The organism is Streptomyces sp. NPDC007991 (assembly GCF_042958445.1).
Taxonomy (GTDB): domain Bacteria; phylum Actinomycetota; class Actinomycetes; order Streptomycetales; family Streptomycetaceae; genus Streptomyces.
This window is the reverse complement of the sequence record NZ_JBIBJD010000001.1, coordinates 26320-39071: the sequence shown is the minus strand read 5'-3', so window position 1 is coordinate 39071 and position 12752 is coordinate 26320. Positions and strand designations below refer to the sequence as shown.

15 protein-coding genes are annotated in these 12752 nt (G+C 71.0%); 8 read left to right on the top strand and 7 right to left on the bottom strand.

Annotated elements, in window-relative coordinates; genetic code table 11:
• The first annotated feature begins 51 nt into the window (after window positions 1-51).
• From ACFZDA_RS00165 to ACFZDA_RS00135, 7 genes are all read left to right on the top strand, one after another.
• Window positions 52-891 carry a transporter substrate-binding domain-containing protein gene (locus ACFZDA_RS00165; protein WP_391072550.1) on the top strand — a complete coding sequence of 280 codons (840 nt, stop codon included), beginning with the start codon at window positions 52-54 and terminating at the stop codon, window positions 889-891.
• Between the two features lie 116 nt (window positions 892-1007).
• The gene (locus tag ACFZDA_RS00160; RefSeq protein ID WP_391072547.1) at window positions 1008-1673 is read left to right on the top strand and encodes an ABC transporter permease subunit; all 666 of its coding nucleotides are present in this window, start codon (window positions 1008-1010) and stop codon (window positions 1671-1673) included.
• Entirely contained in the window at window positions 1670-2551 is an 882-nt protein-coding gene (locus tag ACFZDA_RS00155; RefSeq protein ID WP_391072544.1) for an ABC transporter permease subunit, read from the top strand. The genes ACFZDA_RS00160 and ACFZDA_RS00155 overlap by 4 nt, the downstream gene beginning before the upstream one ends.
• A 306-nt stretch (window positions 2552-2857) precedes the next feature.
• A complete protein-coding gene (locus ACFZDA_RS00150) occupies window positions 2858-4465 on the top strand; it encodes an FAD-dependent monooxygenase (protein WP_391072541.1) in 1608 nt (535 codons plus the stop codon).
• Window positions 4443-4646, top strand: a complete 204-nt coding sequence (locus tag ACFZDA_RS00145; protein ID WP_391072539.1) for a putative leader peptide — start codon at window positions 4443-4445, stop codon at window positions 4644-4646. Before ACFZDA_RS00150 ends, ACFZDA_RS00145 begins: the two co-directional genes overlap by 23 nt.
• Window positions 4647-4745: 99 nt before the next feature.
• The gene (locus ACFZDA_RS00140; RefSeq protein ID WP_391072536.1) at window positions 4746-5345 is read left to right on the top strand and encodes a cysteine dioxygenase; all 600 of its coding nucleotides are present in this window, start codon (window positions 4746-4748) and stop codon (window positions 5343-5345) included.
• Between the two features lie 107 nt (window positions 5346-5452).
• Window positions 5453-5821 carry a rhodanese-like domain-containing protein gene (locus ACFZDA_RS00135; protein WP_391074509.1) on the top strand — a complete coding sequence of 123 codons (369 nt, stop codon included), beginning with the start codon at window positions 5453-5455 and terminating at the stop codon, window positions 5819-5821.
• A gap of 74 nt (window positions 5822-5895) precedes the next feature.
• Here ACFZDA_RS00135 and recX read toward each other — a convergent pair whose 3' ends face one another.
• The 4 genes from recX to ACFZDA_RS00115 form a co-directional block, all read right to left on the bottom strand.
• Complete coding sequence (gene recX, locus ACFZDA_RS00130; RefSeq protein ID WP_391072533.1) at window positions 5896-6798, bottom strand: recombination regulator RecX; 903 nt, start codon at window positions 6796-6798, stop codon at window positions 5896-5898.
• Window positions 6799-6801: 3 nt separating this feature from the next.
• Window positions 6802-7926 carry a recombinase RecA gene (gene recA, locus ACFZDA_RS00125; protein ID WP_391072530.1) on the bottom strand — a complete coding sequence of 375 codons (1125 nt, stop codon included), beginning with the start codon at window positions 7924-7926 and terminating at the stop codon, window positions 6802-6804.
• A gap of 230 nt (window positions 7927-8156) precedes the next feature.
• Complete coding sequence (locus ACFZDA_RS00120) at window positions 8157-9452, bottom strand: AI-2E family transporter (RefSeq protein ID WP_391072527.1); 1296 nt, start codon at window positions 9450-9452, stop codon at window positions 8157-8159.
• Between the two features lie 84 nt (window positions 9453-9536).
• A complete protein-coding gene (locus ACFZDA_RS00115) occupies window positions 9537-9731 on the bottom strand; it encodes a DUF3046 domain-containing protein (protein ID WP_391072524.1) in 195 nt (64 codons plus the stop codon).
• Between the two features lie 80 nt (window positions 9732-9811).
• Here ACFZDA_RS00115 and ACFZDA_RS00110 point away from each other — a divergent pair, with 80 nt between their 5' ends.
• Window positions 9812-10756, top strand: a complete 945-nt coding sequence (locus ACFZDA_RS00110; RefSeq protein WP_391072521.1) for a hypothetical protein — start codon at window positions 9812-9814, stop codon at window positions 10754-10756.
• Here the strand turns inward: ACFZDA_RS00110 and ACFZDA_RS00105 are convergent, their stop codons facing one another.
• From ACFZDA_RS00105 to ACFZDA_RS00095, 3 genes are read right to left on the bottom strand one after another with little or no spacing between them, the layout of a single operon-like run.
• The gene (locus ACFZDA_RS00105; RefSeq protein WP_391072519.1) at window positions 10757-11065 is read right to left on the bottom strand and encodes an AzlD domain-containing protein; all 309 of its coding nucleotides are present in this window, start codon (window positions 11063-11065) and stop codon (window positions 10757-10759) included.
• On the bottom strand, window positions 11062-11784 hold the full coding sequence (locus ACFZDA_RS00100; protein WP_391072516.1) for an AzlC family ABC transporter permease: 723 nt from the start codon (window positions 11782-11784) through the stop codon (window positions 11062-11064). Before ACFZDA_RS00100 ends, ACFZDA_RS00105 begins: the two co-directional genes overlap by 4 nt.
• Window positions 11785-11807: 23 nt before the next feature.
• The gene (locus ACFZDA_RS00095) at window positions 11808-12638 is read right to left on the bottom strand and encodes an AraC family ligand binding domain-containing protein (protein WP_391072513.1); all 831 of its coding nucleotides are present in this window, start codon (window positions 12636-12638) and stop codon (window positions 11808-11810) included.
• Window positions 12639-12752: the final 114 nt, after the last annotated feature.

Sequence of the window (12752 nt, the reverse complement as noted above, 5' to 3'; positions counted from 1 at the left end):
CGCGTCACCCTTGACGGCCCGCATCTCTTCTCAAGTCAAAGGATGTTCACCATGAAGCTCCGCAAGGTCACCGCCGCCTCGGTCACCGTCTTCGCCCTCGCCCTGACCGCCACCGCGTGCGGCGGCGACAGCAACGGCGGCGGCTCCAGCTCCGGCGGCGGCAAGACGATCAAGATCGGTATCAAGTACGACCAGCCGGGTCTCGGTCTGAAGAAGCCGGACGGATCCTTCTCCGGTTTCGACGTGGACGTGGCGACCTACGTCGCCAAGCAGCTCGGCTACAAGCCGAACCAGATCGAGTGGGTCGAGACCAAGAGCGCCGACCGTGAGAACGCGCTGCAGCGCGGCGACGTGAAGTTCATCGCGGCCACGTACTCGATCACGCCCGAGCGCCAGCAGAAGGTCGACTTCGCCGGCCCCTACCTTCTTGCCCACCAGGACCTGCTGGTCAAGAAGGACTCCGACATCACCAAGGGCACGGACCTCAACGGCAAGAACCTGTGCTCCGTGACCGGCTCCACCTCGGCGCAGAACGTCCACAAGACGATCGCCCCGAAGGCCAACCTCAAGGAGCTCAGCAGCTACTCCGAGTGCGTGTCCGCCCTGCAGAGCGGCCAAGTCGACGCGCTGACCACCGACGACTCGATCCTCGCCGGCTACGCCGCGCAGGACCAGTACAAGGGCCAGTTCAAGCTCGCGGGTCTGAAGCTCAGCAACGAGAACTACGGCATCGGGGTGAAGAAGGGCGACACCAAGCTCGTCGACCAGATCAACAAGGCGCTCGAGAAGATGGAGAGCGACGGCTCCTGGGAGGCCGCCGTCAAGAAGAACTTCGGCCCGGCCGACTACAAGAACGAGCCGGCCCCGAAGATCGGCCAGATCGTCAAGTAATCCCGGGTCACAGCCCGGCACGCGGGGTTCCCCGGGCGCGCCGCCGTCCGTCGCGATCACGGCGGCGGCGCGCCCCGCCCTCCACACACGCCAGCCACCCGGAAGCGCGGGAGATCGTGTTCGACTTTCTTGAAGGTTACGACGTCCTAGGGGCGTTCTGGATGACGGTGAAACTCACGGCCCTCTCCGCCGTGGGCTCCTTGATCTGGGGCACCCTGCTGGCCGCGATGCGCGTCAGCCCCGTCCCGCTCATGCGCGGTTTCGGCACCGCCTACGTCAACATCGTCCGGAACATCCCGCTGACGGTCATCATTCTGTTCAACTCGCTGGGCCTCGCCCCCATCTTCGGTATGACGCTGGGCTCCGAGAATTTCAAGATCCAGGGTTTCCGGCTGGCCGTGCTCGGTTTCGTCGTCTACACCGCGGCCTTCGTCTGCGAGGCGCTCCGCTCCGGCATCAACACGGTGCCGCTCGGCCAGGCGGAGGCGGCCCGGGCCATCGGGCTGAACTTCACCCAGACCCTGCGGCTGATCGTCCTGCCGCAGGCCTTCCGCTCGGTCATCGGGCCGCTGGCCAACGTGCTGATCGCGCTGACCAAGAACACCACGGTGGCCGCCGCCATCGGCGTCGCCGAGGCCGCTGCCCTGATGAAGACGATGATCGAGAACGAGGCCCAGACCCTGCTCATCGGCGCGGTCTTCGCCTTCGGGTTCGTGGTTCTGACCCTGCCGACCGGCCTCCTGCTCGGCTGGCTCAGCAAGCGACTGGCGGTGAAGCGATGAGTTCGGTCCTCTACGACACACCCGGCCCCCGCGCCAAACGGCGCAACGTGGTCCTCTCAGTGGTCTTCTTCGTCCTCCTCGCCCTGCTCCTGTGGTGGATGTGGAAGACCATGGACGACAAGAACCAGCTGACGTCCGCCCTGTGGAAACCGTTCACCCAGTCCGAGGCGTGGACGACGTACCTGCTGCCCGGCCTGGCCAACACCCTGAAGGCCGCAGCGCTGGCCATGGTGATCGCCCTTCCGCTCGGCGCGGTCTTCGGCATCTCACGCCTGTCCGACCACCGGTGGGTGCGAGGGGTGGCCAGCGTGGTGGTCGAGTTCTTCCGGGCCATCCCGGTGCTGCTGCTGATGCTGTTCGCCAACGAGTTCTACTCCCGCTATACGAACGTCACCAGCGAGAGCCGGCCCCTCTACGCGGTCGTCACCGGCCTGGTGCTCTACAACGCGGCCGTCCTCGCCGAGGTCGTCCGGGCGGGCATCCTCGCCCTGCCCAAGGGCCAGACGGAGGCCGCGTACGCGATCGGCCTGCGCAAGGGCCAGACGATGGCCAGCATCCTGCTCCCGCAGGCCGTGACGGCCATGCTGCCCGCCATCGTCAGCCAGCTGGTGGTGATCGTGAAGGACACTGCGCTGGGCGGTGTGATGATCGGCTTCACGGAGCTGCTCAACTCGCGCGGCACGCTGGCCGCCAACTACGCCAACGTCATCCCCAGCTTCATCGTGGTGGCGGTCATCTTCATCCTGCTGAACTTCATCCTCACCTCCTTCGCCTCCTGGCTGGAGGCAAGGCTGCGCCGCAGCAAGCGCAGCACGGGTGCTGTTCTCGGTGCCGACAAGGTCGACGACGTGAACGCGGCCGAAGTGGGCGGCACCTAGGGCACCGGTGCCGGCGGCTCGATCTGACGACCCGAACAACCCCTACGACGTGGCCCGCCGGGAATCCGGCGGGCCACAGTCGTGTCGAGCGCCGAGCCATTCGGCATGGCCGCCCCTGACACCCCATCACGTGACGAGCGTGTCGCCCGGCTACCCTTGATGCGACGCATGATCGCCACCGGCCGCCGGTCACTTGACGCAAGCACCGGCAATGGGTTGCATACGTTCTGTGATCGTGCACCCTGCTCCAAGCTCCTGTTCACCTACGTCTCTCAGGACAACACCACGGGCAGGGGGCGCCGCGTCGTGGACCCGGTGATCATCGTCGGAGCGGGGCCCGTCGGGCTGACGCTCGCCTTGGCCCTGGCGCGTCAGGAGGTGCCGTGCGTCGTCCTCGACGAGGGGCCGGGCAAGGACGAACCCCGTGCGGCGCGCACCGTCGTCCTGCGCGAGGACACCGCCGCTCTCGTGGAACGGCTGACCGGCGTGCCTCTGTCCCGGGCCGGCGCCCACTGGGCCGGATGGCGGTCGATGCGGCGCAAGCAGGTGATGCGCGAGATCGTTTTCGACGGCGCTGATCCCGCCCCCCTGCACATCGCCCAGCACGTGCTGACCGGCGCCCTGCGCGCGGCCCTTTCCGGCGAACGGCTCGTCAAGGTCGCGGTGGAGAGCCGGCTCGACGGCATCGAACAGGAGTCCTCGGGCGTCACGGCCCACACCCGCGGCCCCAAAGGCACCTGGTGGCGCGGCAGCTACCTGGTCGGCTGCGACGGCCCCCGCTCGACCGTGCGCAAACTCCTGGACATCCGCTTCCCGGGCCGTACGGCGGTGGAACGCCACGCCGTTGCCGCGCTGCGCACGGAACTGCCCTGGCACGACGAGGCGTTGCTGCACCGCATGCCGCCGTGGCGCATGTCGGGTCCCTCGGCCGGCGAGGTCACCGCGCGCCCGCTGCCGGACGGCGTCTGGCGTCTGGACTGGCTCCTGCCGCCCGGCAAGGACCTGGTCACCCCCGAACTGCTGCTGACCCGCATCCGGGAGACCCTGGCCGGCTGGGCGGGCGGCACGACCCCGCCGTACGAGCTGCTGGACACCGGCGTCCACACGGTCCATCACCGCCTGGCCCGCCGCTGGCGCGCCGACCGTGTCTTCCTCGCCGGGGACGCGGCCCACCTGCTCGGCGTGCTGGGCACGCACGGTCTCGACGAGGGCCTCAGGGACGCCGACAACCTCGCCTGGAAGCTGGCCGTGGCCTGGCACCACGGGCCGCACGACGCGCTCCTCGACAGCTACCAGACCGAGCGCCGCGCGGTCGTCGCCGCCCGGCTGCGCGCCGCCGACCAGGCACTGCCGTTGCTGCGCGGCGGCGGAGGCCTGCGCTCCTACGTCCCCGGCTCGTCCCGGGGCCACGACGCGCTCCTCACGGACGGTCACTTGGGGCACGGCCAACTGGGTGCGCCGGGGACGTACGCCGACTCGCCCCTCGCGCCCCCACGCCTCGAAGGCGAGACCCCCGTCGACACACCGCCCGGAGCGCCGGTCACGGACGTGCGGGTCACCGCGGAGGACGGCACCTTCGTACGGCTGCGGGACCGGCTCGGCCGCGGCGCGCTGCTCGTGGTGCTGATCGCGCCGGGCACGGGTGTGTGGGAGCGCAAGCACTGGGTCAGTGCCGGCATCATGCCCCGGCTCGCGGCCGCGGTCTCGGCACTGCCGCACCCCGCCGAGCTGCTGGTCGCCGAGCGCTATCCGGGTGCCGCCGCGCACACCGTGCTCCTGGTGCGCCCCGACGGGCACCTCGTCGCCGCCCTGAGCGGAGTGCGCCCGGACGACCTGTTCGCGGCGGCGGAGGCCGCGGTGGGCGGACCGGCGAAGACGCAGGCCGAGGCCGGTGCGTCGGCCGGGTCTCACTGACGTCGGCACCGAGGGTGATGTGTTCGCTGTCACCGTGCGTCCGCATGGTGACAGTGAGTTGACCGGTCCGGGCGGCCATGGTGTACTCCGGTGCGTGACCGACACCTGTGTGCGCCTGTGGCGGAGGGTCCATATGGACCTCGTCCGCTATGCGGGCTGCGTGTGTCGCCCGTCCTGCTGATTTCGCCTCCCTCTTCCTCCGGGCGCGCGCCGCGCTCTGTCTGCCGCGGCCGACGCGCCTGATTCGCGAACCCTCATCAGGACCTTCAGGACGGCACCCGTGTCTGTATCCCCTTCCCCATCCCCTGCTGTCTCCCCTTCCGGATCCGCCCCTGTATCCGTCCCCGGAGCCGCTTCCGGTTCCTCATCTGCCTCCTCCGCCGTTTCGGCGCCCACGCAGGCCGACCTCTTCGACTTCGTGCGGCGTACGGCCGTCGACACCGAGCTGATCGCCTCCCTGCCGCTCGATCCGGAGGGCCGCACCTGGGTGCGGCTGGACGGGCCCGGCGGCAGCGAGGCCTGGCTGATCGGCTGGCCGCCCGGCACGGGCACCGGCTGGCACGACCATGCCGACTCTGTCGGCGCCTTCCTGACCGCGTCGGGCGAGCTCAAGGAGAACTCGCTCGCCGCGCGGCTGCCCACCGACGGCTGGAAGACCCTGGAACTCACCGACGGCGTCGACCGCGAACGCCGGCTGTCGTCCGGCCAGGGCCGCGCCTTCGGCCGCCACCACGTCCACGAGGTGCTCAACGAGTCCCCCGACCGGCACGCGATCTCCGTCCACGCCTACTACCCGCCTCTGCCGCAGATCCGCCGCTACAGCCGCAGCGGGTCGATTCTGCGGCTCGAGGAAGTGGAGCGACCGGAGGACTGGCAGTGAGCGCGACCCACGAGCGGGTGAGCGACGGTAACAGCAGCGGCGGCAGTGGGGACACAGGTGACGGTGGTGGCGGTGATGGCCGTGGGGGCGTCCAGCGTCCCGTCGGCATCGACGCGTTGCTGGAGCGCGTACGGGCGGGCTACGAGCGGATCGAACCGCAGGAGGCGTACGAGGCCGCGCTGGCCGGTGACGCGCTGCTGGTGGACATCCGCTACGCGGCCCTGCGCGAACGGGACGGCCTGATCTCCGGCGCCCTCGTCGTCGAGCGCAACGAACTGGAGTGGCGCCTCGATCCGCAGGGCAGCCACCGTCTGCCCGAGGCCACGAGCCATGCCCTGCGCGTCGTCGTGATCTGCAACGAGGGGTACGCCTCCAGCCTGGCGGTCCAGTCCCTGCACCAGCTGGGACTGCGCCGGGCCACCGATCTGGTCGGCGGGTTCCAGGCTTGGCGGGCGGCGGGGCTTCCCGTGGTGTGACCCCGGGACTCTCGGGACTCCCGGGCTCCCGGGACTCGGCGTTGGGCGCGGCCCCGCGAGGGTCCCGCCTCGCCTCAGACCCCCTCGTCCCCGAGGAACTCCGTGCCCTCGCCCTCCTCCTCCAGCGCCTGCCGGACCACGCGCAGGGCCATGCCCTCCGAGTAGCCCTTGCGGGCGAGCATGCCCGCGAGGCGGCGCAGACGCTTGTCCCGGTCGAGTCCCCGGGTGGAGCGGAGCTTGCGCGCGACGAGTTCCCGTGCGGTCGCCTCCTCCTGCTCGGAGTCGAGCTGGGAGACGGCCTCGTCGATCAGCGTGGAGTCGACGCCCTTGGTCCGCAGCTCCCGGGCGAGCGCACGCCGGGCCAGACCTCGGCCGTGGTGCCGGGACTCCACCCAGGCGTCCGCGAAGGCGCTGTCGTTGATGAGGCCGACCTCCTCGAACCGCGACAGCACCTCCTCGGCGGCGTCGTCCGGGATCTGCCGCTTGCGCAGGGCGTCGGCGAGTTGCTTGCGGGTCCGCGGGGTCCCGGTGAGCAGGCGCAGGCAGATCGCCCGAGCCTGCTCGACCGGGTCCCCCGGAGGTTCCTCCTGCTCGGCCCTCGACGAGGAGAGGGAACCTCCGTCCTCGGCATCCACCGCGCCGAAGCCGCGCCGGCGACGCCCACGCCCTCCGGGCGACCCACCGCCACGCGAGCCGTCCCTGGAGGAGCCGCCGTCGCGTGCGCCTGCCGTCGATGAGCCCCCGCCGGATGAGCCGCTGCCCAGGGAGGCGTCCCCGTAGGGCCCGCCATCCCCATAGGGCCCGCCATCCCCGTACGGCCCGTCGTCCCCGTAGGGCCCGTCACCCCGGTACCGCCGGTCGTACCCGTGCCCGTCCTCCCCGTCCACGGCCGAGCCCGTCTCCCCTCCGGTGCCCCTCCCCCGTGGGGCACCGGAGGCGGCATACTCGTACTCCGCCCAGTCGGTTCGTCGTGTCACGGGTCAGCTCTTGGCTGCGGCGGCCTTGGACTTGGCCGTCTTGGCCGGTGCCGGGGCGGGGACCGCAGGCGCATCGGCCGGTGCCGGGGAGACCGCCGCGTCCGTGCCCGGCTCGGCGGCCGGCTCCTCGGGACGCACGCCGACGCCCAGCTTCTCCTTGATCTTCTTCTCGATCTCGTTGGCCAGGTCGGGGTTGTCCTTCAGGAAGTTGCGCGCGTTCTCCTTGCCCTGGCCGAGCTGGTCGCCCTCGTACGTGTACCAGGCGCCGGCCTTGCGGACGAAGCCGTGCTCCACGCCCATGTCGATCAGGCCGCCCTCGCGGCTGATGCCGTGGCCGTAGAGGATGTCGAACTCGGCCTGCTTGAAGGGCGGCGCGACCTTGTTCTTGACGACCTTGCAGCGGGTGCGGTTGCCGACCGCGTCCGTACCGTCCTTCAGGGTCTCGATGCGGCGGATGTCGATGCGCACCGAGGCGTAGAACTTCAGCGCCCGGCCACCGGTCGTGGTCTCCGGGGAGCCGAACATCACGCCGATCTTCTCGCGGAGCTGGTTGATGAAGATCGCGGTGGTCTTGGACTGGTTGAGCGCGCTGGTGATCTTCCGGAGGGCCTGGCTCATCAGGCGGGCCTGCAGACCCACGTGACTGTCGCCCATCTCGCCCTCGATCTCCGCGCGCGGGACGAGCGCCGCGACGGAGTCGATGACGATGAGGTCGAGGGCGCCGGAGCGGACCAGCATGTCCACGATCTCCAGGGCCTGCTCGCCGTTGTCCGGCTGGGAGAGGATGAGGTTGTCGATGTCGACGCCGAGCTTCTTCGCGTACTCGGGGTCGAGTGCGTGCTCCGCGTCGACGAACGCGACCTGGCCGCCGGCCTTCTGCGCGTTCGCCACCGCGTGCAGGGTCAGGGTGGTCTTACCGGAGGACTCCGGTCCGTAGATCTCCACGACACGGCCGCGGGGCAGGCCGCCCACGCCGAGGGCCACGTCGAGGGCGGTGGATCCGGTCGGGATGACCTCGATGGGCTCCTTGGTCCGGTCGCCCATGCGCATGACCGCGCCCTTGCCGAATTGCCGTTCAATCTGTGCGAGAGCGGCATCCAGGGCCTTCTCGCGGTCGGTACCTGCCATGGGTTCCACCCGATTTGCTTGAGTCGATCGCTTCACGTCAAAGACGCTAACGCCTGCCACTGACAATGCGCCCCGACGCACGTCCGGCCTGTGGATAACTCGGGCACTTCTCTACCCAAAGTACGTCGAACTGCCCGTCGTTGAGCTCCGCCGGAGACTCCATAAGAATGGATGTTCGATTTTCGTGTCAAGCGCACCACACGGCACCTCCGTGACAGGGGCGCGGTGACTCAGGCCGGGTTCTCCCCGGAGCCCTCGTCCCCGGGCCGCCCGCCCTCGGACCGCTCCCCCTCGGCCCGCTCCGTCCCGGCCCGCCGTGCCCACAGCTGCCTGGCGCGCGTGACGAGGCCCGGCCCCTCCCCGCGGCGGCGATGGCCGTGCACCCGGGGGTCGTCCGTGACGGCGTACCGCTTCACGTACGCCCCGAGGAAGGCCTGGAGCGTGGCGACGGCGGGAATGGCGATCAGCGCGCCGACGGCGCCCAGGAGCGCGGTGCCCGCGATGACCGAGCCGAAGGCGACCGCGGGGTGGATGTCGACGGTCTTGGACGTCAGCTTCGGCTGGAGCACGTAGTTCTCGAACTGCTGGTAGATCACCACGAAGATCAGCACCCACAGCGCGTACCAGGGGTTGACCGTGAACGCGATCAGCATGGGCAGCGCGCCCGCTAGATACGTGCCGATGGTGGGGATGAACTGCGACACCAGGCCCACCCACACGGCGAGCACAGGCGCGTAGGGCACGTCCAGGGCCTGAAGCAGGACGAAGTGGGCTATGCCGGAGATCAGTGCCATCAGGCCGCGCGAGTAGATGTAGCCGCCGGTCTTGTTCACGGCGATCTCCCAGGCGCGCAGCACCTCGGCCTGCCGGGCGGGCGGCAGGAGGGAGCAGATCGTGCGGCGCAGTCGCGGGCCGTCGGCCGCGAAGTAGAACGAGAACAGCGCGATCGTCAGCAGCTGGAAGAGACCCCCGATGACCTGGGCGGACACGTCCAGGACACCCGTGGCGCTGTTCTGCACGTAGGTGCGCAGCCAGTCGGAGCGGAGCAGGCCCTCCTGGATGTCCACGCGTTTCAGATCGGTCTTGAAATGCGTGTTGACCCAGTTGATGACGGAGTCGAGGTAGTTCGGGAAGCCCTCGATCATCTTGATGATCTGGTCCGCGAGGATGGAGCCGAGCAGTGTGACGAAGCCCGCAGCCCCGATCATCACGCCGATGAAGACGATGAACGTGGCCAGTCCTCTGCGCATGCCGCGCGAGGCCATCCAGCTCACCGCCGGTTCGATGGCGAGCGCCAGGAAGAACGCGATGAGGATGTTGATCAGCAGCCCGGTGAGCTGGTGGAAGGCCCAACTGCCCAGCTGGAAGGCGGCGACGAGGGCGAGTGCGAGCACCAGGGCGCGCGGCAGCCAGCGCGGCATGCGGCCGCTCGGCCCGGTGTCCCCGGCCGTGGGCGGCGCGGGCGGTGTCGTACCGAACGGGGAGGACTGCTGGGGTGCCTGCCCGGTCTCGTCAGTGGGTGCCACGCACCAAGTCTCACCTACGCCACCGACAGCCGTCTGCCCGCGTGCGATCTTCGTGGGCCGTCGGTCAGCGGTCTCCGCGACGGGTCAACGCTTCTCCCCCGGGACGTCCATCACCGCGCACACCACCTGCCAGACCTCCTTGGCGTCCCAGCCGGCGTCGAGCGCCTCGTGGACGGTGCGCCCGCCGAGCTCCGACATCACATGGTCGCGCGCGAAGGTGTCCGCGTACCCCGGACCGAAATACTCCGCCATCCGCTGCCAGAAGACCGTCAACCGCATGACTCCAGTATCCCGCCCCTGCGGGTGGGCCTGGGCCGGGACCGCCTGCCGGCAGCGTATTCGGGCCTACGGTCTGACCCATGGCCGAAACAGGAGCTCCCTCACTCCCCCAGTCGTCCCCGCCGCACACCCCGGTGGCGCGTGCGGAACGCTTCGTCTGGCTCACCGCGCGCGTGCTCGAGCAGCGCCTCTTCGCGCACCACTTCCGGGGCGGCGCCGCCGACCCGGTGGAGACCGCCCTGGACGCCTACCGCAACGAGGACGGCGGGTACGGCCACGCGCTGGAGCCCGATCTGCGCGGCCCGGTCAGCCAGCCGCTGCACACCGCCCACGCCCTGCGCGTCCTGGACGCCGTGGGACGCTGCGCCGGCCAGCGGGTGGAACGCATGTGCCGCTACCTGACGTCCGTCTCCACGGCGGACGGCGCCCTCCCGGCGGTCCACCCCAGCCAGCGCGGCTACCCGACGGCCCCCTTCGTGCCGGTCGTGGACGACCCGCCCAGCGCCCTCCTGGCCACAGGGCCGGTCGTGGGGCTGCTGCACCGCAACGAGGTGTGGCACGCCTGGCTGTTCCGGGCCACGGACTTCTGCTGGCAGGCGGTCGAGTCCCTGGAGACCTCCCACCCGTACGAGATCGAGGCCGCCGTGGCCTTCCTGGACTCCGCTCCGGACCGCCCGCGCGCGCAAGCGGCAGCCGACCGTCTGGGCCGCCTGGTCCGCGAACACCGTCTGGCGGCTGTGGACCCCGAGAACCTGGACGTGTACCCGGTCTCTCCCGGCTACGCCCCCGGCGAGCACCACTTCCCGTACGACTACGCGAGGACACCGCGCTCCCTCGCGCGCGCGTGGTTCACGGACGACGAGATGGCCCGCTCCCTGGACCACCTCGCGGCCCAGCAGCAGGAGGACGGCGGCTGGCCCGTCCGGTGGCGCCGCTGGGCCCCGGCCCCCGCTCTGGAGGCCCGCCCTGTGGTGACCATCGAGGCGCTGCGCACCCTCAGCGCGCACGGCCGCGGCATCGGCTGATCAGGCCCCCATGGCCCGCACTCCCGCGGTGACCACCACGGCGGCCGCGACGACCAGCAGGAACGGCGCCCGCAGCATCAGCGCCACAGCGGCGGCTCCGAGCCCGGCGGCCCGCGCGTCCAGCACCACCACCTGCCCGTCGGCGAAGGTCTGCTGGGCCGTGAGGGCCGCCAGCAGCGCGACGGGCAGCAGCGCGGCGAGCCGCTTCACGACGGGCCGCTCAAGCGCCCCCGCCGGTATCAGCAGTCCGGCCAGCTTGACGGCGTAGCAGCCGAGCACGGTCATGCCGATCGCGATCCAGACGTTCACCCCTGGTCCCCCTGTCCCCTGCGCCGGCCGTGCGCCCAGAGCACGACCGGCGCCGCCAGCGCGGCCAGCAGAACCGGGACACCGGCGGGCAGCACGGGCAGCAGCCCGAGCCCCAGCAGCACGGCGAGCCCGGCGACGGCCCGCTCGGTGCCGGTCTTCAGCATCGGCGCGAGCAGCGCCAGGAACACCGCGGGTCCTGCCGCGTCCAGCCCCCACGCGTCGGTGTCGCCGATGGCCTCGGCACCCAGGGCTCCGAGCAGCGTGCTGAGGTTCCACAGGATGTAGAGGCTCAGCCCCGTCACCAGGAAACCGATCCGCGCAGCGCGCCGCGTGGGCTGTGCGAGCGCGACGGCGGCCGTCTCGTCGATCACCCACTGGGCGGCGAACGGCCGCACCGCGCGCGGGAGGGCCAGCACCTGTGAAAGACGCAGGCCGTAGAAGGCGTTCCGCATGCCCAGGAAAAAGGCCCCGGCCGCCGCCGTGAACGGGCCCCCACCGGCGGCGAGGGCGCCCACCAGGGCGAACTGGGACGCCCCGGTGAACACCAGCAGACTGAGCGCGCACGTCTGCGCCAGCGTGAGTCCACTGCCTGCCGACGTCACCCCGAAGGCGAACCCGGAGAGCCCGACGGCCACCCCGACACCCAGGGCGTCCCGCACGACGGCACGGTCCGCCTTCCCACCGGTCTCCGTCTCTCTGAGAGCTGTCCGATCTGTCACGCCCCGCACGCTACGGGGATCCGCTACCGCGGGTCTTGTACGTTCTTGCGCTCGCGCTGATAGGCCCCGGGAGGCACACCGACGATCCGGCTGAAGTGCCGGTTGAGATGCGGCTGGTCGGTGAATCCCACGGTCACCGCGACGTCCGAGGGCGCCGTCCCGAGGTCCAGCAGCCGCCGCGCCCGCCGTACCCGCGCATCCGTGAGCCACGCGTGCGGCGGCATCCCGTAGGCGTCCCGGAAGGCCCGCAGCAAGGCGAAGGGACTGGTCCCGAGATCGGCCGCCAACCGCTCCAGGCTGGGCGGCCGGGCCATACGCTCCTCCAGCACCGCACGCGCGCGTGCGGCGATCCGGGCCCCCGCCGGCCGTACCTCCCGCCGCGGCATGGGTCCGCCGTTCAGCCGCAGCAACCTGGTCACGGCGATCCGCAGCAGTGTGTCCGCGGCCAGCGCGTTGCCCTCGTCGGCGGCCCGCAGCACCTGATGCACGAGCCCGACGGCGTACGGGTCGTCCACCACGGGGCTGACGAACCCCGGCGTGCCGCGCAGCGCCGTGGTCTCGGCCGCGATCTCCGCCACCACGTCGACGGGCGGGTACACGGCCCCGTACCGCCATCCCTCCGGCACACCGGCCCGCCCGGTGTGCGGGGTATCCGGATTCACCAGCGCGAGAGCCCCGGCCCCCGCGTACTGATCGCCCCCGCCGTGGTGAAAGACCTCCACCCCGTCGGCGATGGCGGCGATCACGAAGTTCTCGTGCGTGTGCCGCACGAACGTCTTCCGCACGTACCGGGCCCGCAGCAGGTCCACCCCGGGCAGCTCGTCGTACTGCCAGTGCCGCGCGCGCTCGCTCATACGGCCATTCTCCGATCCCCCGGCCCACGGCAAAACGGCGGGCGGAACCGCGGCGGCCTCCCGTCGATGGAGGCGGTGGCGGTTGGTGCGGCCGCTGGAGGCAGGCACGGGCGC

Coding starts and splice junctions, on each gene's coding strand:
- ACFZDA_RS00115 (WP_391072524.1), bottom strand. CDS start 9,731: ATGCGGTTGACGGTCTTCTGGCAGCGGATGGCGGAGTATTTCGGTCCG.
- ACFZDA_RS00110 (WP_391072521.1), top strand. CDS start 9,812: ATGGCCGAAACAGGAGCTCCCTCACTCCCCCAGTCGTCCCCGCCGCAC.
- recA (WP_391072530.1), bottom strand. CDS start 7,926: ATGGCAGGTACCGACCGCGAGAAGGCCCTGGATGCCGCTCTCGCACAG.
- ACFZDA_RS00155 (WP_391072544.1), top strand. CDS start 1,670: ATGAGTTCGGTCCTCTACGACACACCCGGCCCCCGCGCCAAACGGCGC.
- ACFZDA_RS00165 (WP_391072550.1), top strand. CDS start 52: ATGAAGCTCCGCAAGGTCACCGCCGCCTCGGTCACCGTCTTCGCCCTC.
- ACFZDA_RS00095 (WP_391072513.1), bottom strand. CDS start 12,638: ATGAGCGAGCGCGCGCGGCACTGGCAGTACGACGAGCTGCCCGGGGTG.